The organism is Streptomyces sp. NPDC057136, assembly GCF_042670885.1.
In the GTDB taxonomy this organism is placed as follows: domain Bacteria; phylum Actinomycetota; class Actinomycetes; order Streptomycetales; family Streptomycetaceae; genus Streptomyces.
In genome coordinates this window covers 184,236-209,379 of record NZ_JBHUUV010000007.1, presented here as the reverse complement: position 1 = coordinate 209,379, position 25,144 = coordinate 184,236, and the positions used below count along the sequence as shown (strand labels likewise).

The window sequence follows — 25,144 nt, the reverse complement described above, 5'->3', positions numbered from 1 at the left end:
CGCGTACTACGCCGACCGCCCCTCCGCGCGCTGCCGGGGGCGGTCGGGGCACCCTGTCAGAGCCGTACGGGGTCCTGGCGCAGGATCTCGTGGAACCTCGCCTGCAGTGCGTGCCCCGGTTCGAGGCCCAGGCCATGGGAGAGCCGCTGTCGGGTGCGGTGGTAGGCGTCGAGCGCCTCGGCCTGCCGGCCCGAGCTGTACAGAGCGGTGATCAACTGCTCGCAGAAACGCTCCCTCAGTGGGTACTGCGCGTGGAGCTGCTCCAGCTCGGTGACGATACTGCGGTGCAACCCCAGCGCGAACCGGGCGTCGAAAAGCTGCTCGTAGGCCGTCAGCCGGGTCTCGGTGAGCCTGGTGTAGGCCATCCGGCAGAGCATGCCGTGGCCCGCGTCGAGGAGGGCGGGGCCGCGCCACAGGCCAAGCCCCTCGGTGAGCAGGGTGACCGCCTCGGCCGGGTCGGATGCCCGGAGTGCCGCCGCCCTGCGCACGAGATCGCAGAACAGGGAGGCGTCGATGTCGCTCTCCGGGAGCGAGAGCATGTAGCTGAAATTCGAGGTTCCGATGAGATCCCGCAGATCGTCCCTTCCGGTACGCGCTGCAAGAATTCTGCGTAATCGTGCTATGTGGCCGTGCAGCGAATTCTCGGCATTGCGCGGCGGATTCTCTCCCCAGAGTTCGTCGATGAGATCGTTGCGTGAGACGGGCCGGTTCGGACTCAGGGCGAGAGTGGCAACAATGGCGCGCAGCTTCTCCCCCGGAATCTGCAGCGAGACGTGCTCGTCCGCCAATTCCTGTGAACCGAGCAGATAAATCTTCATTTCGCTCCCACATCTGAGCACGGAGTGCAGCATTCCGCAGAAACGGGACAGCGTCCCTCCACGGCGATGCATGCAGGGAAAATTTCGGCGCCGACAATGCGGAACCGAGGAGACGACCGGGCCCGACAGCCCTGGTCCAGGGATCAAGAAACCCGAGGATCAGGCGCAGGCATAACGGAGCGAATGAAGAACAGAACAACACCCGCCAGAGAAGACGACCCCCCAGGAACGCCCGAACCGATGATGTTTGTCTCGCACTTCAAGACACCTTCCGCACCGCCGCGAACGGCCGTGATTACCCCCCGTACTAAGCATGGCTGAAGGCTAATTCCCACCCCTTGACCGGTCAACTTCCACGCGGGGTCGGCAGGTTGCCCAAACCTGCCCCGCCCCGGACGCATGCATTCCGTACCGGGCAAAGCGGAGGAAAAAACCGCAGGTGGGAATCACCCAATGGCGGGGATGATCGAAGCACGGACAGCCCCACCCCTGACAACCCCTGTGATGTACGTCATGTCGGCTCGGAGGAACCAAGGCGCTGACGCGGAGACCCGGACACCCGCAGCGCCGGTGAAACCCGGACCCCCGGTGTACCCAGCAACCAGGGTCGACGTAGTCGTCTGATGACCGGTTCTTGGTGATCGGCGGGGGTCTGAAAGCAGGTCAGGCACGGTTTCCAAGATCATGGAGTTCTTTCTTGTGCAAGGTGCTCGGCGGCAACACCAGCGTCAGCCACCTCGCCTCGATCGCCGGCGCGAAGCACGGGACCACGTACGCGAGCGCCTGCCTGATCTACACCACGTGTCAGCAGATGTACCCGGGCTCGTCGTTCATCTCCCAGATCACCTCTGGCGACGAGACGCCGGGCACCACCAAGTACGCCACCTGGTACTCGGCATGCGACGGCATCATCCTCCCGTACACCAGCACCAAGCTGGATGGCGCGACGAACAACAACGTGGCCTGCCAGACCCACATCGGGTACCTGACGGACACGATCGTGCTCGGCCAGATCGCGAACTTCGTCGCGTCCTGACCCGCCGGCGGACCGGGGCGCCCACGAGGCAGCCCGCCCCGCAGCCACGAGCCCCGTACCCGGCATCACGGCTGTCGGGTACGGGGCTCGTGGCTGCGGGGCGGCCGCCCGGCTGAGCGGAAGGCCGCTCTTCACGGAGCGGCCGGGCCGATGCGGCTCACCGGCCACGGGGGGCGGTCACGGGTTTCCGCGGCGAAATCGGTCATTCTCCTAGGTGACGCCGGTAGCTCGGCCGTCGAGAAGGTCGGCCGTCCAGAGAGGTGCTCGTGGATGAACAGCGCGGGAATGACGCGTGCAGGGGTGATGGCGGAGCTGATTTCCGGGAGCCATCTGATGACCCTGGAGCAGTTGCCGGACGCGGTGGCGTCGCGTGCCGCCCGGGTGGGCTGGCCCCGTGTGCTGATCTATCTGGCTGATCTCCAGCAGGAACAGTTGTATCTGCTGACCGCCCGTGCCGGTGCTGATCCCGGTGATCCCGACGCGCAGCCTTCGTGCTCCGTGGAAGGGACCGTGGCGGGGCGGGCGTTCCAGCTGGGACGGATCCTTCCGGCCTCGGCCGCCACGCAGGGCGAGTGGTGGGTCCCCCTGCTGGACGGCGCCGAACGTCTGGGGGTACTCCGGGTCGGTGTCCCCGGGGCACCGGTGGAGGTGGACCAGGATCTGAACGTTCTCGCCGGACTGATCGCTCTCCTCCTTGTGAGCAAGCGTGAAGCGAGCGACTCGTACTCCCAGCTGGTCCGCCGCCGGAAGATGAAGGTGGCCGCCGAGATGGAGTGGCAGTTGATGCCGCCGCGAACCTTCGCCACCGACCGGGTCCTGGTCAGCGCGATCATGGAACCGGCATACCAGGTCAGCGGAGACGCCTTCGACTACGCCCTGGCCGATGAGACCCTGCATCTTTCGATCTTCGACGCCATGGGGCACGACACGGCCGCCGGACTGACCGCGAATCTCGCGCTGGCCGCAGCCCGCAACCGGCGCCGTCAGGGCGCCGATCTCCTGCAGACCGCGGAGGGCGTCGAAGAGACCTTGACCGAGCAGTTCGCCGGCCGCCGGTACGCCACGAGCCTCCTGGCCGAACTGCACCTGCCCACGGGCGTGCTGACCTGGACGAACTACGGCCACCATCCCCCGGTCGTCATCCGCGGCAACAGGACCGTCGTGCACCTGTCCTGCCCGCCGGCTCCTCCCATGGGAACAGGGCTGGGCCTGCCCGGCACCCTGCGCCGCGACCAGTTGGAGCCCGGGGACCGCCTGCTGCTCTACACGGACGGCATCACCGAGGCGCGGAACCAGGACGGGCAGGAGTTCGGCCTCGACCGGCTGATCGACTTCCTCGTCCGCCACCACGCCGACGGCCTCCCCGTGCCGGAGACCCTGCGACGGCTGATCAGACACCATCTGGACTATCACCACGGCCGCCTCAACGACGACGCCACCGTCATGCTGGTGGAGTGGCACGGCCCGACCCCGTTCCGGCCCCAACAGCTGAAGGCGTTGGTCGGCCTGCCCGCGTCCGCCGAGAATCTCTGAAACAGGCTCACCGGCACGCGACCCGGTGCGGTCACGAGGCACGCCGCCGGACACCCGGGAAGTGGCCGGGGGACTGGCGGAGCCGGCCTCCCGGGACGCCCTGCCGGCCGCGGCGGCCGGTTCCGTGCGGGATTCCCGGCACGACCGCGGCCGACGGCCCCGGACACCCCGCACGCCCACGCTCGCGGCGAACCCGGCACAGGACGCCGGCGCGAGCCTCGTATTCGACCTGCTCCGCACGCTGTAGAGCACATCCGGCGGTTGCGTCGACGCGTTGGCATTCAGCCCCGACGGCCGGGCCCTCGCCACCAGCCACAGCCACTCGGGCGTCCGTCTGGTGGACCCGCGCACGGGCAAGGTGCTCCATCGCCTCACCGGGACCGAAGACCGCGTCCACTCCCTGGCGTTCGCACCCGACGGCCGCACACTCGCCACGGGGGCGAAGGCCCGGTGGTACGCCTGTGGGACGGCCGCATGGACGCGCTCAGGGCTGAGCTCGGCGCACTCGCACAAGACGCGACCTCGCTGCGTAGGCGACCGAGTGAGCCGCTGAGGTGTCCGCACGGCAAGGAAGGCGGCCGGCGTCCGGTGCCGCCGGGGTCAGCCCGACGTCGGCGGGTTCTGCGCGTCGAAGGCGAAGAGAGTGTTCATGGCCGCGGCCACGATCACTGCACGCCCCGCGACGGTCACGCGCGGGCTTGCGCCTTGCTCGCCCGTCAAACCATCGGCCTGCGGATCTGTTGTCCACAGGGGTTTGCCATCGAACGGCGACAGCGCGACCACCCGGCCGGTGGCCGAGCTGAAATACAGCGCGCCAGCTCCCGCCACGGGACCCGACGCGCCCTCCACGCCCGTCTGCCGGGACCACTTCTTCCGGCCGGTCGCGGGGTCGAGCGCCGTGACGAGGCCGGTCTGCCTGCTCACGTAGAGGGTGCCGTCCGCCATGCCGGGCGTCCCCGAGTATGTCTTGGTCAGTCGGGAGTACGTGACCTTCCGCGAGGCCGGGTCGACCCGCGCCACCCCGTCGTAGCCGGCCAGCGCCGTTCCCTCCATGTGCCCCTGAAGGAGTACGAGCCTGCCGTTGGCGACGCCCATCGGCACGGCGGGGCCGTTAACCGCGATGGGCCTGCCCAGTGTCCCCGAGGCGCGGTCGACCGTGTGCAGGGTGGGGTGGCGCACCTCTGAGGCATCCACCTCCGCCTCCGTCGCGCACATCGCGAAGAGCTGCGGGCCCGCCGGGACGGGAGCGCACTGTGTGCCCGCGGGGAACGGCGTCTTCCAGGCAACCCTACCGCTGTGCGCGTCCCGGGCCTCGAAGCTGGAGTTGGAAGCGTCGACCGTCACGACGGCGGAGCCGACCACAATGGCGTCCTGAGTCCGACCCGTGACGGCCGTCGACTGGGCGCCGGACGGCACGGACCACAGCTCCCGGCCGTTGTTCGCGTCGATGGCCACCACCTCGCTGGGAGGGTCCTGCGGGGCGTCCTGGGCGGCGAAGCGGTAACCGAGCACCGTGTCGTCGGTGGCGCCCACCAGGTGCATGCCCTGGACGGGGACGCCCGGACTCTTCGCCGTCCACACCCGCGAGCCGTCCAAGGCCCTGATACGGGTCGCGACAACACCGCCGCCCCCACAGAACAGCGCGTCGCCGCGCGCGACGCAACGCAGCTCGTCGGGGATGTCCTCGCGACCGCCCTGCACAGTCTTGCGCCACGGCCCGAAGCCGTCCGGAAGTGCGGCACCCGGCGCCGCAACGCTGTTGCCCTTGTCGCCGCCGCTGTTCCCCCCAAAGCCGCCCGCCTTCAGCGCGGCGACTCCCCCGCCGATCGCTGCCACCGCGACCGCGGCCGCGAGCACGGGACGCCATCGGCGACGCAGACGGCGGCCGATGGGGGTGCCAGTGCTCCCTGTATGGGGACCGGCCGGGGCGGTGGTCGGGGCAGTCGGCGCCGGGGTGGCCCGCGTCGCGAAGTGATGCTGGGTGATCATGTCGCGAGTGCGGCCCGCGCCGGCCCCGTTCGCGTCGGTCCCGCCGAGGTCGGCCGGCAGGTCCCGCAGCAGCACCAGGAGTTCGTCCGCCGAGGGGCGCCCCTCGGGCTCCTTGTCCAGGCACGACTCGACGACCGCGCGCAAGGCCACTGGCACGGCACCCAGCGACGGCTCCTCGTGCACCACCTGATACGCCGTCATGTATGGGCTGTCCGCGTCGAAGGGCCCGTGGCCCGTCGCTGCGTACACCAGCAGCGTCCCCAGCGAGAAGACATCGGACCGCGGCCCCACACCACGCGGCGCCTGCAACTGCTCCGGCGACATGAAGGGCGGCGTACCGATGACCCGCCCTGTCATCGTCAGCGTCTGCTGGTCCACGGCGCGCGAAATGCCGAAGTCGATGACGCGCGGGCCCTCGGGCGAGAGCACGACGTTCGAGGGCTTCAGGTCACGGTGGACGACCCCCACCCGGTGGATGTCGCGCAGCGCCTCCGCCAGCCCGATGGCGAGCCTCCTCAGCTCCGCTCCGTTCAGCGGGCCTTTCGCGGCGATGCGCTGGGCGAGCGTGTGCCCCTCGATATAGGTCGTCGCCATCCACGGCTGCTCGGCCTCAGGGGCAGCGTCGACCACGGCGGCGGTGAACGCACCGCTCACCCGCCTCGCCGCCGCCACCTCCTGTCGGAAGCGGATGCGGAACTCGTCGTCCCCCGCGAACTGCTGGTGGATCAGTTTGATCGCGACAGGTCGCCCCGAGCTCGTACGGGCCAGAAAGACCGTGCCCATGCCACCCGAGCCGAGCCGCGCCTCAAGCGGATAGCCGCCGATCTCGGCTGGATCACCTCCGCGCAGCGACACTCTTCCCGACCTCCCGTCCCCCGTGCATCTCTGCCACCACGGGCCTGCGTACCTGTCCTGCACACAAACTAGCCGCAGGGCAGTACGGCAGAGCAAAGCGGGTGACGAACAGGGAGCCCAGGACTGCTCCCGTGCCGCACACGACGAAGCCCCGCCAAGAGGCTTGAGTTCTAGTGATCGTCGCAACACCCCAGCTCAAGGGGTGCGATGGACTTCGACGTACGCCGGTGCACCCGTCCCTCCGGCACAGGGCCGCGACCTGCTCCTCAAACTCCGTACCCCGTCATCGCGTCCATGTCGGCGAGTGTCCGTAGCCCGTTCTCGACCCTGTCAGCCTGCCGCCACAGGTGGTCCCGTTCGCGAACCTCCCGGTCCGTGCGCCAGAGCCACCAGGCGGCCACGCCCGCGCCGCCCACCACCAACGCGCCGACGAGATAGGGCCAGACCGCAGACCAGAACACCATCAAGAGGATGCTCGCAGCGGCCCCGCCCACGGTCACTCGCTTCAGCCGGGCCGCCCTCCGCCTCGGTGCAGCCGCACCCCGTCCCCGCCGTGCTGCCATGCGCGCCTCCCCCCTCGCTCCCGTCCAGCAGTCTGGCCAACAAGGCGCAGCACGAGTAGGACCCGAAGTCGGCCAGTGGCCGGTTCCGGCCACCCGCATCCCGCTGTACGGCGGAGTGGCGTCGCCGCCCTCTGGACGGTGATCATTCGGGGACTGCGAGCGCTTGCCGAGTAGCCGGTCCGGACCGCGAAGTAGTCACCACGCCGGTTGGCAGGTTCGTCGCGACGATCGGCGGCACGGCGCGACTTCTCAGCGCCCGATGTAGAGGAACCGTACGTACCGCGCGTAAGACAGCCCGCGCCGACGGAGTTTGGCGGCGTCCACCGAGTCGCTCAACGCTCCGTGAAGCGCGCTGTTCTGCTGAAGCGCGACGGCACGCTGACTGAACTCCTGCCTTCGCAGTCCGGCGCGTTCACCTGCGAGCGTGTGCTCCCGGGCGAGCCGGTTCTGGCCGTCCTCCAGTTGCTTCCGCGCCTTCTCGCGCAAGGATTCGGTGGCGGATTCAACGGCCTTGCGCTGGTCGACGAGCTGGGCACGGCGGCGGGCGTTGTCCTGCTCGAACGGCTTCCGCTCAGCCGCGCTGAGGTCGCCGGGCTGCCGAGCGACGGCGGAGTTGACCAGGTCCTTGCGCCAGACGTCGAGGGCGATGGCCTTGGCCTCACCGATGCCCGGGATGTTCACGAAACCGCCCGTACTCAGTTTGAGTTCAGCGCCGGTGCTGTTATAGGAGCTGTTCAGCACTGTCCGGTAGCCCGTGAAGTCCGCTGCTGTCCGGATACCAGCGGCAGCGAGGTGAGCGGTGAGTTTCGGCCCGATGCCGTGCGGTGGGGACTGGGCGATGCGCCGCTGGACGAGCCGATCCCGGACGAACGTGCTCTGCTTATCGGCGAGCGCCTTCGACAGAGCCCTACGAAGATCTTCCGAGAGCCCGTCGATCTTCTTGCTGAGATCGCGCTGCTTGCGAGCCTTCCGCTGTTCAGCCTCCTTCAGCTCGCCGTGATATCTGGCCTTGAGCTTGTCCTGCTCCTTGGGATAGGCAGCAGCCCGCTTCGCCTCCTCGGCGTCGAACTTGGTCTTCTCCTTGCGCAATTTCTCGGCTGCCTTGGCCGGGTCGTCGAGCTGGGCCAGTTGTTTCGTCAGCCTGGCCAGGTCAGCCCGTGACTGTGTCTGCTCGGCGCGGCGACTCCGGGCGAACACGGTGATGACGGCGGCCACCAAGACGGGTACCCCCGCTCCGATCAGCGGCTGCGGGACTCCTGCAACGACCAGCAGGCATGTCACCGCCAGGAGGAGCGGCCACAGCAGGGCCGTGACGACGTCCAGGGCGGTCCGGGTGCGGAAACCGTCCGGCACCGCCCCGAGCGGCGCGGCCGATGGTGCCGCCGCCTGTGGCGGAACGTGTCCGTTCATCCAGCCGGGCAGTCCGCCCGTGCTACCGGAGGCAGTGGCCGCGGGTGGAGCGGGTGTCTTGGTGGTGGTTCTCGCGGCCATCCGCTGCTTGGGGATGGCATCGGAGAGCGGGGGGAGCCGATCCAGTGGTTGGAAGGCCAGGGATCTCAGCCGGTCCGCGAGACCACTCACCGTCCGGTCGGGGTGGGCAAGCAGCGTCTGCAGCCCTGTGGAGCCGCCCGGACTCTTGAAGTCCTCCTCCGTGAGGAGCAGGAATTCGCCACTCGGCTCGTGCAGTCGGCTCCACAAGGCCGGGTCGGTCGCGATCGCCTTGAGCGACATGAAGATGACCCAGGCGGAGAATCGGTCCAGCGTCACCCCGAAGTCGTCGTTTCCGCGCAGGGGCGACTGATAGTTGCGGTGGCCCCGCTCCGTGCCGCCCAGCCCGGACAGCGCCGGCACATACATGCCGTCGTAGTCGACCAGGCGCAGGGTGTCATCGCTCGCGACCAGCAGGTTGCCGTGTTGAAGGTCTCCGTGGGCGATCTCATGCTGGGACAAGTCGCTGGTCAGAGCCGCGAACCGGTCGGCCAGACGATCGACGGCGAACCGGTCGCCGTGATTGTCGTCCAGCCAGGAGGACAGAGTGACGGCCTCTATCCACTCCATCTTCAGGACCGGATAGCGCTCCTGGCCCACAGTGATCGCGTCAGGGAGGTAGTCGAAGCCGAGGTTCCACGGCTGGGAGAGCTCGGCCCGGTCCAGCCGCGCCAGACGGGCGCTGATGGCCTGGTAGCGACGCTCCTGATCGGGGACGTAACGGGTGAAGCATTTGACGGCATACCGGCGGCCCGAGGTAGCCGAGGTCAGCGAGAACACGCTCGCGAAGGCGCCGGAGATCGCGCGTGGCAGGCCGAGTTTGGTCAGTTCGGGCCGAGCACCTTTGAGTTCGGGGTGCTGGAAGCACAGCTGGGTGTGCTGCAGCGCCTCCGCGTAGGCGGCGCCACTGGGGAACTGCCGCTGCGGAGCGGTGGGAGATCCCACGGTCACCGCCCTTCGAAATCGATCCGTACGACGGCCACATCGTCGTTGCGAAGCTGTTGACGCTCCCGAAGACCGGTCAGCCAGTCCACGAACGCGCCCAGGTCCTCGGGAGCGGAGAACTCCAGCAGCTCCTTCAGCGCCTCGGCTTGGTCGGGTGCCGACAGGAACCATGCCGCCAGTGCGTCGGTCATGAGAAACAGCCGGTCGCCCGGCAGGCACCGGCCTCCGGTGTAACGCGTGCGGCTCGCAAGCAAGGCCGCATCACGGTTGCGGCTACCGAAGAGGTCGGGCACGGTACCGAACTCATCGGCGGACTCCACCGGGAACGCCTCGACGAGCCGGTCGTTCCGCAGGTGGAACAGGCAGCTGTCCCCCAAGGCGGCAGACCGCCACCGCCATGCCGGGGCGGACACGTCGGCGTCAGGCTCAGGGACGGGGTCCGGGTCCACCCGCACGGCGAGCAGGGTCGCGAACGCACCCTCGGCGAGCTTAGTGTGCTCATACCACTTCAACGGGCGCCCGTCCGCGACGCGCTCCTTCGTGTACTGCTCGAGCCAGGGCTCCCACTGGTCCACGGCCGACGACGCGAACTCCTCGAAGGCGGCCCCGCCTTCCAGCAGTTCGGGCCGCTCCAAGGCATGCTCGGCCACTGCACGGGACAGAAGCCGGGCCCAGTCCTTCGCCAGGGCGCTCTCCGTAGCCCCGTCGCAGACACCGGCGGTGATCGGTTCCCGCAGCATGTGGTCATGCGGATGGTCGGGCAGCACGACGACGGCGTCCTCGCATTCCGCCTGCGTGCTGCCGTGCTTGGGGGCTACGAGGTGCGTGACGTACACGCAGGAAGGCGGTTGCGTCACCGCAGTTCAGTGGCGCGGGTGCCGATGTCGAGGAACTGCACGACCGTGGTGATGTCCGCGTTGTAGACGAAGCCACGGGTGGTCTCGCTCACGCGCTGCCCCTGCGAGGCCGCGTACGAACGCATGTGGCTCGGCAGAGGGCTCGACATGGAGAACAAGGTGCGGGCGTAGCTGTCGGGGAGTCCGTCGGCGGTGTCCGGGAACGCGGTGGGTGTCCCGCCCGCGGCGGAGACGTGCAGGTTGAACAGCAGGGCCGCACCGTCGGCTGTTGCATGGGAGGTGATGGCCTCGGCCGCCGCCGTGGGGTCGCCGTCGGTCGACTCCCCGTCCGTCAGGTTGATGACGATCGGCGGGAAGCTCGCGGGGTAGCGCTCGGTCCAGCCGGCGACGAGGCTCTCGGCGTACTGAAGGGCACGGTTCATCGGTGTCCCGCCGTGGGCGACCGGGTCCATCCAGAGAGGGAAGTTGACCGAGGTCTCGACCAGGCCGCCCGCACCGTCCGGCACCTTCTTGCTTCGCTCGTCGACGCGGGCCGGGTTGTCCGCCACCTCGCTGAGCGGAACGATGTCCCGGCCGGCGAGCGCACCGGCGAACGCGGAACCGACGGTGGCGCCGTAGCCGACGACCGCGACGTGGAAGTAGTCGCGTACGCCCTCTTCCTTCGCGCACTTGACCGAGAGCTCGGTGAGGAGCCGGTTGATGGCGTCAGCGACGACATCGGCCTTCTGCTGGGGGACTTCACCGCCGATGGGGTCGGTCATGGAGGTCGACTGGTCGACGAGGAAGATGATGCTCGTCGGATTACTGCGGCTGATCTCGGCCGTGTACGGCACGTTGCGCTCCTGGCGGACTGCGAAGTAGTCGGTCGTCGGAGGTGCTCACGCGACGCACATACGTTCCGGCCCCCGGCGCGTGCCGGGACACCGAGACCCCCGTCAGATCGTAGTGCGCGGAGCCTGGTAGGGGGGCGGAAGCGATCAAAGTGAGTCTCTGCGGAATCCTGTGCGTCCGGGCCGGTGACCGCCGCCAGCTCGTCGAAGATGTCGTATCCAAACGTCGGCGCAGGCCAGTCGGCCAAGTCAGAGATCTTTGAACGCTGGGCAGGCGGCCTTGAGGCATCCCCGTTATCGAACATCTATCGAATGCCGCCACGGCACGCTTACCAAGAGCAACGAGCAAAAACGGCCAGCCAGTCGCGGTACGGGCCCGGCCTCTGGTCCGGCCGTCCACGTCTACGACGCCCCACGGGATGGCTGGATCACGGAGGCGAAGTGGACCGGCGATGGTGAACGAAGTGGTGCTGTCCAAGGCCTTCCCCGAGGCCTGTGCCAGCGGGCAGCTGAAGGCGTATCACGTGCCCGGCAATGGCATGAGTGGAATGAGTTCATGGCTGCAGTGATCGCAATGCTGGAAGATCTCAGGGGCCTCGCCCCGCTGACCGCCGAGGGTTCGGCGGCGCGGTTCTTGGCTCAGGAGTGGACGCCCGGGGGCAAGCCCCGTGACGGCGTGGAGACGTCGTGGGACAAGGACGGCGTCGGGGGCTGGATCCAGACGTTCAGCGGAGGGGCGGTCAGCGTCTCGTTCGCCGTCTGGATCCGCGACGTCGACGAGTCGGGCTACTTCGACGACCTGGAGGCCGTCTATGAGCAGGGGGAGCAAGTGCTGGCCGGCTTCCTGCCCGAGATCGAGGAATCCTCTCTCGCCGGCCACCTCGTCGAGGCCGAACAGACAGCGGCGGACAAGGACGAGTTCATCAGGGTGAAGAAGTGGACCCTCGGCGGCCGGACCCTGACCGCCGGTGTGATCCAGCAGGACACCGATCTTCCGGTGATGGTCGTGGTGGCGCTGGAGGAGGCTGGCGCCGCGTGACCCAGCCCGTACGCCAGGGCGCCCGGGCCCCCACCAGGGACCGGGGGCGCTCTGGCGCGCGGGGAGCTCGGCGAGCTGGCGTCCGGTGGACGGTGTCGCGGTTCTCACCGCGAGCGAGGACCTTGGCAACGACGAACGACTCCTCGGTGGTCTAGCGGAGCGTTCCCCAAGGCGGGCCGCCGCGGCCGCTGGGCACCTCGCGGGCGAGGGCCTGAACGGACTGGGTCCCGTAGGCGCCATGGCTGAGCCACCGTAGGTAGCTACGGCCGCTGTCCAATAGTTCACAGCACCTGCGCCAATTCGTCCGGGGTTCCGCGCGAAGGTCGTGCTCCAGCATTGTCGGCAGTCACCACCGGGAACGCACTGCTGAGCATGGCGGTGCGCCACGGGGCCAGGGGCATCAGGGCATCGAGGGCACGCAGCGCCTCCTTCGCGGCCTCGTCCCGGTCGGCCGGCACGGCGCCCCACATCGGGCAGGAGGTCTATCTCGACCGCCGGATCCGCCTGTGCAGATAGATCTCCCACTGCGAGAGCGGTGACCCAGCCCACTCCCCGGGCATGGCGACCCGGACGCCGAAGCCGTTCCCGGAGGCCCTGGCCCGGCCGGGGAAGCCTGGTGTGAGGGTGGGCGGTCAGGGCCGGTAACCGACCGCAGTGGGCTCAGCCTGCCAGGTTCCCGATGTGACTGGTCGCTGGCCCACCGAACGCCTGGGCTGCGCGGCCAGCCCTGGCAACCAGGCCACCACCACCGGACGCCACATCGGCCTGCACGTCGACAACTTCGAAACCGGCTGCCGTACTCCCGACGCCACGAGCGCCGCCGACGGCTCTGCCTCACCCGCGCCCCGGCCCGCGATACCTACTCACCGGCGACCACGACATCCAGCAGATCCGCCGCACGCTCCACGCCGCACCGGGCCGTCACTACCCTCTGGGTGCCCCTGGTCATCAAGGCGACGGCCCAGGCCCACCAGAGTTCCCCGTCGATGCCTTGATGGCCCTCGGGCCCACCGCCCCGATGCCTTGGTGGGCCATCAACGTATCGGCATTCACACAGGTCAAAGCATCGGTGACGCTGATTGCCAGGCGTTGCAGCATTGTCGGCCGGTGTTGAGACCTTGCCGGGGCCCTGGTGCGTGGGGTGGCGGCCGGGCAGGCTAGTTTGCTCGGATGAGTCTCCTTGATGATGTGGCCGAGCGCGACGGCTGGCGGTGCTGGGTGTGTGACGAAGCGGTCGACCCCGACGAGTCGGTGAACGACCCGCGCGGGCCCAGCGTCGACAGCCGGACTGCCGACCGGAAGGCCAAGGTCGCCGAGCGGCTCGCGCACCGCGGATGCAACACCCGCAAGGGCGCGGTCAAGGTGGTCATCGCCTGGCCGGACCGCCTGTACGTGGTCGAACCCGCGCCGCTGATCACCGTTGCCGGGAGGCTGGAGCGCAAGGGGGGCCGCGAGATGGTGGGCCGTTGTCCGACCCAGCGGGACGCCCAAGAGGCGGCGGATTGGCTGGTGGACCGGTTCTCCCGACTGGTACCTGGGCTGCCGGTGACCGCCGACATCGAGCCGGGCGGCGGCCAGTTCCTCGTCATCCTGGCCACCGGCCGCCGCTGACCATCACCAGCGCACACTCGCGTCGAGCTGAACCGTCGGCCCACACCGACCCCCTGGCACGAGCCGACCCACATTGCTCGCCTGTGCCCAGCTATGGGTCGATGTCGCCGATTGCCGCAGCATGACTGAAGCCGAACCGGAAACACAGCGCGTGCTCCCCAAGGCCCACGCCCTGTACGACAAGGGCGTCGGCATCGCCCGTATCGCCAGCCAACTTCCCGTCGGGGCGTTTGTGCAGCCAGCCGCAGTCAGCCACTTTCCTCAGCTTCCCGCGCAGCGGCTGATCCTCCTCACCGCGCTGCCTCACCCTGACTAGCGCCGAAAGAGCGTCGGGCTGGTAGCCCACTGGGACGTTCTGGGACTTCCGGCCGCGTCAACAAGCGTAGGTGACCGCGCGTTCGTCTTCAGCCAGCCGGTGAGGCAGCGCCAGGCTCCCACGACATTCCGTTGATCGTTCAGGGCGCCAATCCAACCGGCTGTGAACTCGCGGCCGGGTTGCCCTGATGGGTGAATGCCGCCCAGTGGTGCAGGTGGTGGAGGTCGGGCCTGACGGCTTCGGCGCGGAGGGGGCCGTCGAGGGTGGGCGGGGGTTCGCGGTGCGGGTCGAGCATCCAGAGCTGGGCAGCGCGCAGGGCGTCCGGCGGCGCCAGCCCGCGGGCGGTGAGGTGGTGGTGGAAGACCGCCATCATCACCGAGGTCGGACCGTCGCGCACCGCCCAGCGGGAGCCCACAACGTCGGCGGCACCACCGGTTACTAGCGCGGTAGCGAGGGTCAGTGCCTCGTCGTGGTGGCCCGTGCTCAGGTCGGTCTCGCAGGCGCTGAGGACGACCAGCGGTCCCGCCGCATCCCGTTCCCGGTCGGCGCAGGCGTCGAGCACGTCCGCCACGGCGAGCCGCCCGGAATCGGGTCCGGCGCCGGGCTGCGCGGCGAGCCGGAGCTCCGAGTCGGTGGGCCGGGGCGCGGCGACGGCGTGGCACGACAGGTGGACCACGGACGCGGGAGTCCCGCCGCCGGGCAGCACGGCGAGCAGGTCCTCCGGCGTCCCTTCGGCGTCCCGTTCCCCGTCGGCGCTCAGGAACTCCCCGTACCGCAGGGCCTGCCCGTAGCAGCCGGAGCGCAGTGCCTCGACCTCCACCTCGGCCCACGGCAGGGTGAGTTCGGGGTCGGCGACGAGGACCTGGGGCCCGGCGGCGAACGGCATCCGCCGCCGGGCCGAAGCGGCCAGGAACTGGGCGCCGGAGGGCGCGTAACTGATGACCGCCTCCTGGCAGGCGTACCGGTGCCCGTGCTCGTCGGTGCCCCTGCTCCGCGCGGCGTGCCACGGGACGACGCCCAGCGGACCGCACGGCACCAGAACGATCCGCTGGGGCCGGTCCGCGGGTTCCGGTCGTACGGTGGCCAGCACCGGCGCCAGCACGGCGTCCCAGGCCCAGTCGCACAGCGTGCCGAGCGCGTCCGTCCAGCGTCTCTCGCGGGCGTCGAGCTCCGCGGGTCCCAGGGCCGGATCGGTGAGCGCGCGAGAGCGTTCCGCCGCCACGTCGAGGTAGTGGTCGAGCGGCGGGCTGCCCGGGTACAGCAGCTCGGGCAGGTCGACGGTGACCGGGTCCGCGCCGGGACGCAGGATCAGCGCGCGGCCGGGGAACCCGACCCTCCCCATGCCGGCCACCAGGTACACCAGCGCGTCGGCGCCCGCGGCGGTGAGCCCCGCGGACAGTTCGGCCGGATCGGCGGCGCCGACGAGCCGCTGCGTGCCCGACCCCTCCGGGGCTCCCCGCTTCACGCCGAGGGCCGCGAGTACCTTGCGCCGCAGCCCGCTGGGGATCGGTGAACTGCCGCCGGGCTCCGAGGCGTCGGGGGTTCCCGCGCCCCCGGAGCGGTCCGGCGCGGTGGGGCGCAGAGGGCGTGCCGGGACCTGGGACCGCCACTGCCGGGCGAGTGCGGGGTGTCCGGCGGCTTCGAGCAGCGCGGGGATGCCGCGGGTGGCGGTGGTCGCCTGCAGCACCAGCGCGCGGCCGCGCTCCAGGTCGGCCACGGCGTCCGCAGGCCGCCCGACGAGGAACGCGATGTACGCCAGCCGCCGCGACAGTACGGATGCGTTGAGCGCCGCCGACAGACCGTGGTCGGCACCCGTCTGGAGCAGAACGTCGGCGGCCAGTTCGCCCAAGGCCGCGCGGAAGATCTCCACGCTCTTGCGCCGGTCGTCGGGGGCGCTCGGGCCGCCGCGCGCGGCGCGCATGACGTGGGCCTCGGCTAGTTTCGTCAGGACGTCCGCGCTCTGTGTTCGGCCGCGCCCTTGGGCCAGCAGCGCGCGGGCGCGGGTCAGTTCGGCGATGGCTTCGTCGAGCAGTTCCCGGGAGGTGTCCCCGCGCACCACGTCGAAGAGCATGCGCAGACCGAGGGCGCACCGCCGGTCGTACTCCTGTTCGTGGTAGACCTGCGGTTCGTCGAGGCTGCGGCGGAACACGGAGAGCTCGGTGTGCAGGATCTCCGCTTCGGGCTCCTCGCGTCCGGTGGGGTCGAAGCCGCCGTCGGGCGTCCGCCCGTCCCGCTGTACGCGTGCCAGAAGCTCGTGCAGTTCGATCATCCGCTCCTCCAGCGCCGCTCGCCGCTCGTCGTCCGGCGACAGGGCGGCGTGGCAGCCGCGCAGTTCTTCGCTCAGGCGGGCCAGTTCGCCGTGGTCCCTGGTGCGCCGGGCGTAGCGCAGTTCGCAGCCGGCGGCGGAGAGCACGAGATCGAGGGCGAACGGCGCGTCGGGCGGCACCGAACCGTCTCGCTCCAGGTCGGCGCGGAGCTTGCGCAGGGTGACGAGGGCGGTGTCGGCGTCGTATAAGCTGCCGCCGTTACGGGCGGCTGCGTCCATGATGTCGACCAGATTCGCCTGGAGGGACACGGCCCACCAGGAACCGGCGGGGCTCGCGTCGATCGCCTCCCTGAGCAGTTCGGCGGCGTCGTCCATGTAGCCGATGTCACCGGTCCGGTACGCCAGCAGCCGATTCCTGTTGGCCGCCGAGACCCGCTCCTCAATGCCCGTGGACTCCATGAAGTTCCGCAAGCGGCCGTCAAGGTGCGGGAGCAGCCCGGGGTCCGCGGCCGTACGGACCGGCCATTCGGCCAGGCGGTCCGCGCGGTCACCGTCGGGTTCGGGCGTGGGCCGTTCCACGTCGGAGTAGTCGGCGTACTCGCCCGTCAGGTCCTCCAGGACCAACAGCAGGAAAGCGTGCAGTCGTGCCACCCGGGCCCGCTGCGGGGTGTCCGGCGGCAGCGCGCGCAGGCTCGTCGACGCCAGGTCCGCGGCGAGACGTACGCCCTCGGCGCCCGCCGCGCTGCCGGCGGCCGCCCGGCCGAGCAACTCGGCGGCCTCCGGGCCGAAGGCCAGCTCGTCGCTGACGGAACCGGGGCCCCGGCCGGAGGAGAGCTCGACGGACAGCCATACGAGGACACGGGTGTACCGGGCCGTACCGCAGGTACCGGCCAGATCCACCAGACCACGGATGGCGCTGAGGAGTTCGGCCTGTGCCCCGTCGATGGAGCGGGATCCGACGCCCCCGGTGGACCACCGTGGCCACGTGGTCCCGGCTCCCCTGACGGAGAGCATCCGCTCGATGTTCTCCCTGTTGCTCTCGGTCCGCAGGCGGAACTCCTCGTCACCCGGCGCCTCGGCGAGGCGGTCGACCACTCCCTTCGCTTCGGTGAGGTCACGACGCAGCGCGTCCGTCATCAGTCGTCCGTCACCCGCGTCGAGCAGCGCGTTCTGCAACGCGGTACGGGAGCCGTCGGCCCGCGGCAGGGCCCAGGGCACGAGCAGGAACATCAGGAGCATGCGGCACAGGACCGTGCGAGGCGCGTCAAGCGGTCCGTTCCGGTCGACCCAGCGCAGGCGCCGGATCGCCTCCGCCCGCTCATCGGGGTCACACGCCCCGCCCTCAAGCCGCACGTGACAGCGCGTACCCAGCAGCAGCCCCAGGTGGATGTAGACGAGCGAGAAGTCCTCCTCATGAGCGATCAACTCGCGCTCCATCTCCGTGAGTCGGCGGATCGCATCGCCCAACGCGCCCTCGACGGTCCAGCCCGTGCCCTCGATGAGCCCACCCGTGACACGGACGAGTTCCTGCGCGCGATCCCGTCGCTCCGCCGCTCCCCTTGCGTCGTCCGCGCCCCGCTCGCCCCTCGGCCTCTCGTCGGTCATCGACTCTCCTCTCCGGTCCTGCTCCCGGCGCTACCCTGGCGATCGGAACAGCCCGGGGCCGCCACACGGCGGCCCCTTCGAGGACTCCGGGAGGCGGCACCGTGCACGAAGCCAGGCAGCGGATCACGGACGCGCTGACGAAGTCCCGACCCAGCGACCGGGAGACCGCCCTCCTGGTGCTGGGCCACGCCGTGCGCTGGGCCGCCGACGCCCTGCGCGAGCCCGCGCAGGGCGACCCGGAGGAGTCGGCCGACGGAGCCGACGCCCTCACCGCCCTCTACGCGTTGGACGAGGCGCTGACCGACGCCCGCGTGCTCGGCGACGCGCTGCCCGGGCTGCTCGAAGCGGCGCGGGCCGGCAAGCGACTGGGGCAGAGCACGCGGGACCTGATGGACGAACTCACCCAGGCGGCCGAGCGGGTCGCGCGGGAGCGCGCCGCCCTCGACGCGTTGCACGCGCGCGAGGCCGAGCTGCGTCGGCGCCTCGCGGAGCACGAGAAGCTGCGCCACCAGGCCGACGAGCTGCGCCGCCTCGAACAGTTGGTGACGGAGCTGGACGCGCTGCGGGTGCAGCGGACGGAGATCGACGGCCGACTGCGGGAACTGCGCGCCCAGGACCCGGACACCGCCGACCGGGAGCTGCGCGCCGGCGCCGATTCCCTGCTGAGCCTCACCGAACAGCAGCTGGCCGTGCTCGCGCCGCGGACCCGGCAGTCCCTGGAGCACGTGGCCGCCGCGCAGCGGACTCTGGCGGACACCAAGCGCGGGCTGGCCGAGAGCGCGAGGGAACTGGCCACCTTGCGTGCCAAGTTGGAGAACGTCCGGACCGAGCACGCCCCGGTGTTCGACGCCCTGGCCCGTCATGCCCGGGCCGACGGCGAGCTGGCGCGGGCCCTGCGTGCGGCGGCGGCCGCGGACGGCGTCGGTCCGGCGGACGGTCGAGGCATGTCCCTGGCGGACGTCGTGGCGCTCACCGAGAGCGTCGAGCAGCGGCTCGCCGAAGCGGACCGGGTCCTGAGCCGCGCGCTGACAGACCAGGAGACCTCGGACGGCGACGGCGAAGCGAAGATCACCAGCGGCTCGGCCTGAAGCCGGGCCAAGGCACCGGCCCGGCTCACACCGGCCACCCCCTGCCGTCCGGGAAACCACCGCCCCAGCCCTCCTCCGGATCCGGTACGTCCTCGGGCAGCAGTTCGTTCCCCTTGTTCCCGGCGCTCCAGCGGGCCGCCTTGCCGCCCTCCATGATCTCCAACAGCTTCCGCACCTCCCGGGCGTTGCCGAACGAGCGCGGATGGGCCCTTCGCTTCTCCTCCAGCCAACGACGGGCGCGGTCCATGGTGGCGTCGGTGATCACGTATCCGTCCTCGGTCGCCATCCGGCGCAGGATCTCCTCGAGTTCGTCCAGGGAGAACGCGGGGAACCACACCGCGACGGTGAACCGCGACCGCAGTCCTTCGTTGAAGTCGAGCAGCCGCTCCATGTCCTCGGGGTATCCGGCCGCGACCACGACGAGCCGACCGCGCCGGTGCTCCATCTCCCGCAGCAGGGTGTCCACCGCCTCCGGGCCGAATCCGCCGTTCCCTCCGGCGTCCCGGACCAGGCTGTAAGCCTCGTCGATGAACAGCACTCCGTCCAGGGCCCGTTCGACCGCAGCACGGACCAGCCTCGCGGTCTGCCCCACGTACCCGGCGACGAGGTCGGTACGGGTCACCTCCACGACGTGGCCGGAGCGCAGCAGCCCGAGGCCCCGGAACAGCTTCCCGAGCTGCCGGGCCGCTGTGGTCTTCCCCGTGCCCGGTGGCCCCGTGAAGAGCAGGTGCGGCGGGTCGAAGCTCCGGGCCTCGCGCTCCTGGCGCATCCGCAGCCGCTGCGCGAGCGCCGTGAATTCCCGCCGGACCGCCCCGAGTCCGACGTACTGGTCGAGGCCCGCGAGGAGTTGCCCGGGGTCCTGTGCCGGCCGGGGCAGGTGCGTGCGGTACGTCTCAGGGATGTCGTCGGCGCTCACGGGCCGCTCCACGTCCCTCCCGACGCGCACGGACCACAGCGAGTGGATCGCGTCGGCGAGGGTCCGCGTCTCCCGGACGTTGCCGAACGACTGGTCGCGAGTCCGGTGCATTCCCTCGACGATCTGCAGCAGCGTCCGGGCTGTGTCCGCCTCGATCGTCAGGCCGAGCTGTTCCAGCCGGTTCAGGAGGGTCGTCTGCAGGATGTCGGGGCCGTAGTCGGGGAACGGGACGATGTTGGTCTCGGGGAATCGGCTCTTGAGGCCCGGGTTGACGTCCAGGAACTCCGCCATCTTGTCCGGGTAGCCGGCCACGACGACGACCAGGCGGTCCCGGTCGTCCTCCATCCGCTTCAGCAGCACCTCGATCGCCTGGCTGCCGAAACCATCCCGTTGGTCGCTGAGCCCGTACGCCTCGTCGATGAACAGAACACCGTCCAGGGCCCGGTCGATGAGCGCGTCGGTGCGCAGCGCGGTCTGCCCGACATACCCGGCCACCAGGTCGCTGACCTTGGCCTCCACGCAGTGCCCCCGCTCCAGGATGCCTACGTCCCGGTACATCTCCCCGACGAGGCGGGCCACGGTGGTCTTGCCCGTGCCGGGGTTGCCCGTGAACACCAGGTGCCGGGCTGGCGGTTCGGTCTGCGACGCCCTACCCCGGGCCCGGAGCTCCTCGCTCGCCGCCACCTCCGCGCGCAGGCCCTCGAAGCGGCGGACGAGCTGCTCCGTGCCCGGCATCGTGGCCAGTCGCTCCCACGGAGTGCGCTCGTCGGCGACGGAGCCGCCCAGCCAGTCCCGTACCGAGTCACGGTCCAAGGTCCGTTCACGCTCCCTTAGATGGTGGAGACGTTCCCGCCAGACCCGGGCGGTCTGGGGCTGTCCGGCCATTCCCCTGACCACCCGGTCCAGGTCCCGCCATTCGACCCGCAGCCCCTTGCGCAGCCGTACCGAGTGCACCAGCCGTTCCAGTTCCGGCTTCTGCGGGAGCTCGATCCGGTGGGTGCCGCCGCGTACGGGCTCGTCGCGCCGTTCGGTGACGAACGTCTCCAGCTGCGGGCAGTGGCCGAGCTGGGCCAGGAACTCGGCCACCCGGCCCAGGGACGGCCTGTTGAACACGAAAATCCACTGGTTGCCCTCGACCCCGTCGGCCGCCCACTCGGCCAGGGCGCCGGCGAGCTGGCGCGGAGCCCGGTTGTGCAGCAGGAACTCGTCCGCGTGCGGGAAGACCACGGCCGTACGGTGTGTGCTGCTGCGCAGATGCGCGGTGAGCGTCATCACGCCGAACGGGTCGGAGATCCCGGAGGCGCGGGCGGCCCCGGCTCCCGTCGCGGTGTCGCGGGCCGGTTCCGCGGCGGAGGCGGCGCCCAGAAGTTGCATCCCGCCGAGGGGGCCGCGCAGACCGGCGTAGTGCATGCCGCGGGCCCCTGGTCGGTCGGTCGCTCCCGGGGTGCGGCGGGCGGGGCGGCGGGAGCGGTCCCAGGACGCCCGGTCACGGAAGTACACCGGATCCTGCAGGGTGCTGAACACGATCCGCTCGAACCCCGCCGTGCGCAGCATGCGCCAGAGCGACTGCTCCATGGAGCGGAGCCGCCCGGTGCTGTCGACGAAGATGTCGCCCACGCCCGGCCCGTAGAAGACCGTGAAGGGCTCCCCGTTCCGCACGCTCTCCGGAGCGAGCCGTTCCGTGCCCGGTGGGCGCGCGACGACGGGGTCGTCCTTCGTCAGGGAGGCGTTCATGGGGCGGGGCGCTCCTGTCCGGCCCGGCCCGGCTGTCCGTCGGACCGGACCGGCTGCCACCCGGAGGGATCGGTCACCTGCGCCGGAACGGGCACCGGCGGCGCGGGCTCCATGCCCATCGGCACGCCCTGCTCCCGCAGCGCCGAGTACACCGCATCGGCCCGGCTGCGGAGTTCGGCCTCCGCCGTGACGTCGTGGTCGCTGGACTCGATCCGGATCACGGACCGTTCCGAGTCCTTGTCGGCCTGGGCGACCTCGACCCTGATCTCGTTGCCGGAGGCCGTGTTCCGCAGCCGGGCGTGGAACGTCCCCCGGGGGTCGTCGGCGGCGTACCCGGACTCCTCCTCGACGAGGTCGTAGTAGGCGATGTCGTGGAGGGTGCGGGCCACGACATCGGCCAGGTTGACGCGCAGCTGCGAGGCGAGCTGGCGCATCCCGGCCTTCTCCACGGCCTCGCCCAGGCCCCGTTCGAGCCGGGGTGCCTCCTCGTCGCGCAGGGCGTGCAGGTCCGTCACGTCGGTGTGGGGGTCGCGGACGCGGGCGAGCGCCCTGGCCGTGTCCGAGAGCACCTGGTCGAACTCGCCCTCGGACCAGTGCACGACGTCCAGCGAGTATCCCGGGACGGGCCGGCCGTCCGGTCCGACGACGGGGCCGTGCCGGTTGTCCTCCGCAAGGGACTGCACCTGGACGAGGGCCTCCACGGCCTCCTGCTGGGCCAGGCAGCGCTCGAGCTCCCGCTGCTCGATCTCCACCCGCAGATCGCTCAGTTCGTGGAAGGCCTCCTGGGCGACGGCCAGCGCGGCGTCGAAGCGGCCCTCCCCCGCCGTGCTCCGAGCGGTGGCGACCCGTCGACACACTCCGTCGAGTCGGCCGGGGGCGTAGCGGTCGTGGGGCAGTGTCCCGTCGATGAGTTCGGCCATGGTGCCGGCGTCGGCGAGCCAGGTGCGCACGGTGTCCTCGGCGTGGGCCCGGTCGGCCTTGAGCGCGTCGACCTCGTGCGTGAGGCGCTCGGTCTCCGCCCGCCGTTCGGCGCGCTCCGCGGCGAGGGCGCGCTCGGTCTCCCGGCGCTGTTCGTCGAGGCGCTCCCGGGTGTGCTGCTCGATGTGGCCCGCCGTCTCCAGCAGGTCCTGGTGCAGGCGTTCGGCCTGTTCGCGCAGCTTGCGGGTGGTTTCGACCTCCATTTCCCGGGCCTGGTCGCTGAGCCTGCCGATCGCCTCGTCCTGACGGCGCTGCTGTGCCTGCACCCTGGAGAACGCGCGGTCGACATCGGCTCTGGTCTGCTTGCGCACGTCCTTGATCAGACGCGGGACGTCCCGCTTCACGGCCTGGAGCTGGCGCGCCCTGCGCTGCAGACGGTGCCACTCCGACTGGTCGATCTGGATCAGTTTCCTGCCGCTCATGACAGCTCTCTCTCCTGCGGACTCGCACTGGAACGATGAGGGTCCGGGCCCGTCATGCGGGCGCGGACCTTGTCGACCGCTCGCTCGAAGGCGGCGGGAAGATCGCGTGGCGGCACCCCGACGAGCAGCGCCTCCCGGCCGTCGACCACGATCTCCACGTCGCGCGATCGGCCCTGGAAGTCGTAGCCGCTGTCGACGAGGCGCGGGGTGAGGTGGTGCACGCGCTGGTTGCTGCTTCCGCGCAGGCCTCGCCCGTCGTTCAGCGCGGCCACGTACACGCCGTCGATCAGGACATCGACGACGGCGAGCAGGTCGGGCACCCCGGGGGACGGCGGCCGGGTACGCAGCCGTTCCAGCCTGTGCCCGGTGAAGCAGATCACGGACACCTCTCTGATCTGCTGAGCCCGGCGGACGAGTCGGGCCAGGCCCGCGGCCTGTTCCATGGGTTCGCCGCCGGAGAGGGTCAGTCCGGTGACGCGGCGGTCGGCGAGCAGTTCGGCCGCGAGGTCGTCGGGGTCCGCCCGGCGGGCCGGGCGGTCGGGGATCCACTCCGGGGCGAGACAGCCGGCGCAGTGGAACGGGCAGCCCTGCACCCACACCACGGAACGCACCCCGGGCCCGAGCGCCCGGGTGCCCACGCGGGTGGCGGCCACGTTGAGCGGCTGCCGCCCGGTCATCGGGCGCCCTCGGGACGGACACCGGCGAGACCCGGTCCCGCCGCTGCCGGGCTGTCGAGACGGTGCGTGAACGCAAGGCCGCCGACCACGGCCCTGCCGCCCGGCGCGCAGACCACCCGGTCCGGCCGGCCGGTCGCGCCGTCGGGCACGTACCGGATCATCAGGTCCACCCTGGGTCCCTGGGCCGTGCGGCGTCGGCGTCCGTGCACGGTGCCGTGTCCGCCGCCGTGCGGGCGGAACGTGACCCGCCTCCCGGTGAGCGGGATCCGTTCCGGGATCGCGTTCGCGAAGACGGGTGCGGCGGTCAGCACGCCGGTCAGGGCAGGGCGGTTGACGCTCAGCCAGCGCAGCGCGCCGAGCACCAAGGCTGCGGCGAGGACCAGCAGGATCCCCGGCAGCAGGAGCGCCGAGCCGACCTCGGCGCGCACGCGCAGGGGGCGGCCCGTGGCCCCCACCGCTGCGGGCACCTTCAGGTCCACGTCGGGTGCGAGGGCCTTCTGCCACGGTGACGACACCTGCCCGCTCACCTGCAGCGCGGCCGAGGCCTCCTCGGTGTGCCGGAAGGGCCCGCCCCCGCCGGGCTTCCCTGCGAGGCGTACGGGGTAGGTCATGGATTCGCCGGGCTCGAGGGTCAGCCGCCGCGGCACCCCGCTGACGTCGAGCGGGGCACCGGCCGCCGAGACCCGAGTGTCGCTCACGGTGAGCGGTACACGGGCGGTGGCGGACCGGAACGTGACTGAGGCGGTGGTGGAGCCGTCGGTGACGTCCCGGACATCGGCCGCTTTCCAGGACGCGGTAACGCCCTTCCCCTTGTCGTCGGCGAGCAGTTTCCCCGCCGACCGTGCCCGGGTACTGTCCCCGGCCCGCTGGAGATAGCGGCCCAGGTCCTGGATGCTTCCCGGGCGCAGGACGACCGTGTTGTCGACGACGTCCCCGAGCCGGTCGGCGCCGCTCGCCCCCGACGCCAACGGCAGTGCATATCCGGCGAGTTCGGTGCGCTCGGCGAGGGCGTCCGCTCGCTTGCGCAGGGCCTTCCACGGCGGGCCGGACGACTTGGGGTAGGCGCTTCGCCCCGACGGCTGGTGCTTGCCGTCGGTGAGCATGACGACGGAGGCGACGCTCGCCGCGTCGTCCCGCTCCAGTTCGCGCAAGCCCTGGTTGAGGGCGGCACCGATGTCGGTGCCGCCGTTCGCATCGGGCTTCTTGGGTAGCCGGGAGACGATGGCCGCGGGGTCTCCGGCCGATCCGATGTAGCGCGCCTCGGGCCGGTCGTCGAAGGTGACGAGGGCGACGTGGTCGGAGCGGGTCAGCCCGCCGAGGAAAGTCCGCAGGGTCGAACGAACCGTGTCGTAGCGACCTTTGGCCTTCATCGAGCCGGATGTGTCCACCAGGATGACGTAGTCGACGGGCTGCTCCGCCACGCCGAGTTGTCTGTAGACCTCTTCGCGGCTCGGCCCTTCGGCGGCCGCCGCCGGGACGCCCGCCGCCGACAGGGCGACCAGTAGGGCGGCGGTCACGGCTGCCCCGCGCCGCAGCGCGGTCGTGGCTCGCGGTGACCAGGTGAATGGCTTCACGTGC

18 protein-coding genes and 2 pseudogenes are annotated in these 25,144 nt (G+C 70.8%); 8 read left to right on the top strand and 12 right to left on the bottom strand.

Annotated features, from left to right (window positions below):
* Positions 1-56 precede the first annotated feature (56 nt).
* The gene (locus ACFT7S_RS12080; protein WP_382730099.1) at positions 57-818 is read right to left on the bottom strand and encodes a BTAD domain-containing putative transcriptional regulator; all 762 of its coding nucleotides are present in this window, start codon (positions 816-818) and stop codon (positions 57-59) included.
* Positions 819-1,506: 688 nt separating this feature from the next.
* Here ACFT7S_RS12080 and ACFT7S_RS12075 point away from each other — a divergent pair.
* The 4 genes and pseudogenes from ACFT7S_RS12075 to ACFT7S_RS12060 all read left to right on the top strand — a co-directional run.
* Positions 1,507-1,854: pseudogene (locus ACFT7S_RS12075) on the top strand (lipase); the annotation flags it as partial.
* Between the two features lie 270 nt (positions 1,855-2,124).
* Positions 2,125-3,387 carry a PP2C family protein-serine/threonine phosphatase gene (locus ACFT7S_RS12070; RefSeq protein ID WP_382730097.1) on the top strand — a complete coding sequence of 421 codons (1,263 nt, stop codon included), beginning with the start codon at positions 2,125-2,127 and terminating at the stop codon, positions 3,385-3,387.
* A 61-nt stretch (positions 3,388-3,448) separates the two neighbouring features.
* Positions 3,449-3,634: a hypothetical protein gene (locus ACFT7S_RS12065; protein WP_382730095.1), complete on the top strand. Its 186-nt coding sequence runs from the start codon at positions 3,449-3,451 to the stop codon at positions 3,632-3,634.
* Positions 3,635-3,652: 18 nt separating this feature from the next.
* Positions 3,653-3,940: pseudogene (locus tag ACFT7S_RS12060) on the top strand (WD40 repeat domain-containing protein); the annotation flags it as partial.
* Between the two features lie 47 nt (positions 3,941-3,987).
* Here the strand turns inward: ACFT7S_RS12060 and ACFT7S_RS12055 are convergent.
* The 5 genes from ACFT7S_RS12055 to ACFT7S_RS12035 all read right to left on the bottom strand — a co-directional run bounded on the left by ACFT7S_RS12055 (position 3,988) and on the right by ACFT7S_RS12035 (position 10,917).
* Positions 3,988-6,231, bottom strand: a complete 2,244-nt coding sequence (locus ACFT7S_RS12055; protein WP_382730092.1) for a serine/threonine-protein kinase — start codon at positions 6,229-6,231, stop codon at positions 3,988-3,990.
* Between the two features lie 266 nt (positions 6,232-6,497).
* Positions 6,498-6,695: a hypothetical protein gene (locus tag ACFT7S_RS12050; protein ID WP_382730090.1), complete on the bottom strand. Its 198-nt coding sequence runs from the start codon at positions 6,693-6,695 to the stop codon at positions 6,498-6,500.
* Positions 6,696-7,043: 348 nt separating this feature from the next.
* Positions 7,044-9,227, bottom strand: a complete 2,184-nt coding sequence (locus tag ACFT7S_RS12045) for a hypothetical protein (protein WP_382730089.1) — start codon at positions 9,225-9,227, stop codon at positions 7,044-7,046.
* Positions 9,228-9,229: 2 nt separating this feature from the next.
* Positions 9,230-10,084 carry a hypothetical protein gene (locus tag ACFT7S_RS12040; protein WP_382730087.1) on the bottom strand — a complete coding sequence of 285 codons (855 nt, stop codon included), beginning with the start codon at positions 10,082-10,084 and terminating at the stop codon, positions 9,230-9,232.
* Entirely contained in the window at positions 10,081-10,917 is an 837-nt protein-coding gene (locus ACFT7S_RS12035) for a vWA domain-containing protein (RefSeq protein ID WP_382730085.1), read from the bottom strand. Before ACFT7S_RS12035 ends, ACFT7S_RS12040 begins: the two co-directional genes overlap by 4 nt.
* Before the next feature lie 553 nt (positions 10,918-11,470).
* Between ACFT7S_RS12035 and ACFT7S_RS12030 the strand changes: the two genes are divergently transcribed.
* A complete protein-coding gene (locus tag ACFT7S_RS12030; protein WP_382730082.1) occupies positions 11,471-11,953 on the top strand; it encodes a hypothetical protein in 483 nt (160 codons plus the stop codon).
* 281 nt (positions 11,954-12,234) lie between these two features.
* Here the strand turns inward: ACFT7S_RS12030 and ACFT7S_RS12025 are convergent, their stop codons facing one another.
* Positions 12,235-12,411, bottom strand: a complete 177-nt coding sequence (locus tag ACFT7S_RS12025; protein ID WP_382730080.1) for a hypothetical protein — start codon at positions 12,409-12,411, stop codon at positions 12,235-12,237.
* Between the two features lie 712 nt (positions 12,412-13,123).
* Between ACFT7S_RS12025 and ACFT7S_RS12020 the strand changes: the two genes are divergently transcribed.
* Positions 13,124-13,564 (top strand): hypothetical protein, encoded by a 441-nt coding sequence (locus ACFT7S_RS12020; protein WP_382730078.1) that lies wholly within the window; start codon positions 13,124-13,126, stop codon positions 13,562-13,564.
* Between the two features lie 121 nt (positions 13,565-13,685).
* Complete coding sequence (locus ACFT7S_RS12015) at positions 13,686-13,880, top strand: hypothetical protein (RefSeq protein ID WP_382730076.1); 195 nt, start codon at positions 13,686-13,688, stop codon at positions 13,878-13,880.
* Between the two features lie 139 nt (positions 13,881-14,019).
* Here ACFT7S_RS12015 and ACFT7S_RS12010 read toward each other — a convergent pair whose 3' ends face one another.
* The gene (locus tag ACFT7S_RS12010) at positions 14,020-17,751 is read right to left on the bottom strand and encodes a CHAT domain-containing protein (protein ID WP_382730073.1); all 3,732 of its coding nucleotides are present in this window, start codon (positions 17,749-17,751) and stop codon (positions 14,020-14,022) included.
* A gap of 101 nt (positions 17,752-17,852) precedes the next feature.
* Here ACFT7S_RS12010 and ACFT7S_RS12005 point away from each other — a divergent pair, with 101 nt between their 5' ends.
* Complete coding sequence (locus ACFT7S_RS12005) at positions 17,853-18,839, top strand: hypothetical protein (RefSeq protein WP_382730071.1); 987 nt, start codon at positions 17,853-17,855, stop codon at positions 18,837-18,839.
* A 25-nt stretch (positions 18,840-18,864) separates the two neighbouring features.
* Here the strand turns inward: ACFT7S_RS12005 and ACFT7S_RS12000 are convergent, their stop codons facing one another.
* From ACFT7S_RS12000 to ACFT7S_RS11985, 4 genes are read right to left on the bottom strand one after another with little or no spacing between them, the layout of a single operon-like run.
* Positions 18,865-21,489 carry an AAA family ATPase gene (locus ACFT7S_RS12000; RefSeq protein WP_382730070.1) on the bottom strand — a complete coding sequence of 875 codons (2,625 nt, stop codon included), beginning with the start codon at positions 21,487-21,489 and terminating at the stop codon, positions 18,865-18,867.
* Positions 21,486-22,889 carry a hypothetical protein gene (locus tag ACFT7S_RS11995; protein WP_382730067.1) on the bottom strand — a complete coding sequence of 468 codons (1,404 nt, stop codon included), beginning with the start codon at positions 22,887-22,889 and terminating at the stop codon, positions 21,486-21,488. The genes ACFT7S_RS12000 and ACFT7S_RS11995 overlap by 4 nt, the downstream gene beginning before the upstream one ends.
* Positions 22,886-23,566, bottom strand: coding sequence for a 4Fe-4S single cluster domain-containing protein (locus ACFT7S_RS11990; RefSeq protein ID WP_382730065.1), 681 nt, complete (start codon positions 23,564-23,566; stop codon positions 22,886-22,888). The genes ACFT7S_RS11995 and ACFT7S_RS11990 overlap by 4 nt, the downstream gene beginning before the upstream one ends.
* Positions 23,563-25,140 carry a VWA domain-containing protein gene (locus ACFT7S_RS11985; RefSeq protein WP_382730062.1) on the bottom strand — a complete coding sequence of 526 codons (1,578 nt, stop codon included), beginning with the start codon at positions 25,138-25,140 and terminating at the stop codon, positions 23,563-23,565. Before ACFT7S_RS11985 ends, ACFT7S_RS11990 begins: the two co-directional genes overlap by 4 nt.
* Between the last annotated feature and the right edge of the window lie 4 nt (positions 25,141-25,144).

Coding starts and splice junctions, on each gene's coding strand:
- ACFT7S_RS12080 (WP_382730099.1), bottom strand. CDS start 818: ATGAAGATTTATCTGCTCGGTTCACAGGAATTGGCGGACGAGCACGTC.
- ACFT7S_RS12070 (WP_382730097.1), top strand. CDS start 2,125: ATGAACAGCGCGGGAATGACGCGTGCAGGGGTGATGGCGGAGCTGATT.
- ACFT7S_RS12050 (WP_382730090.1), bottom strand. CDS start 6,695: ATGGTGTTCTGGTCTGCGGTCTGGCCCTATCTCGTCGGCGCGTTGGTG.
- ACFT7S_RS12030 (WP_382730082.1), top strand. CDS start 11,471: ATGGCTGCAGTGATCGCAATGCTGGAAGATCTCAGGGGCCTCGCCCCG.
- ACFT7S_RS12020 (WP_382730078.1), top strand. CDS start 13,124: ATGAGTCTCCTTGATGATGTGGCCGAGCGCGACGGCTGGCGGTGCTGG.
- ACFT7S_RS12015 (WP_382730076.1), top strand. CDS start 13,686: ATGACTGAAGCCGAACCGGAAACACAGCGCGTGCTCCCCAAGGCCCAC.
- ACFT7S_RS12010 (WP_382730073.1), bottom strand. CDS start 17,751: ATGACCGACGAGAGGCCGAGGGGCGAGCGGGGCGCGGACGACGCAAGG.
- ACFT7S_RS12000 (WP_382730070.1), bottom strand. CDS start 21,489: ATGAACGCCTCCCTGACGAAGGACGACCCCGTCGTCGCGCGCCCACCG.
- ACFT7S_RS11995 (WP_382730067.1), bottom strand. CDS start 22,889: ATGAGCGGCAGGAAACTGATCCAGATCGACCAGTCGGAGTGGCACCGT.
- ACFT7S_RS11990 (WP_382730065.1), bottom strand. CDS start 23,566: ATGACCGGGCGGCAGCCGCTCAACGTGGCCGCCACCCGCGTGGGCACC.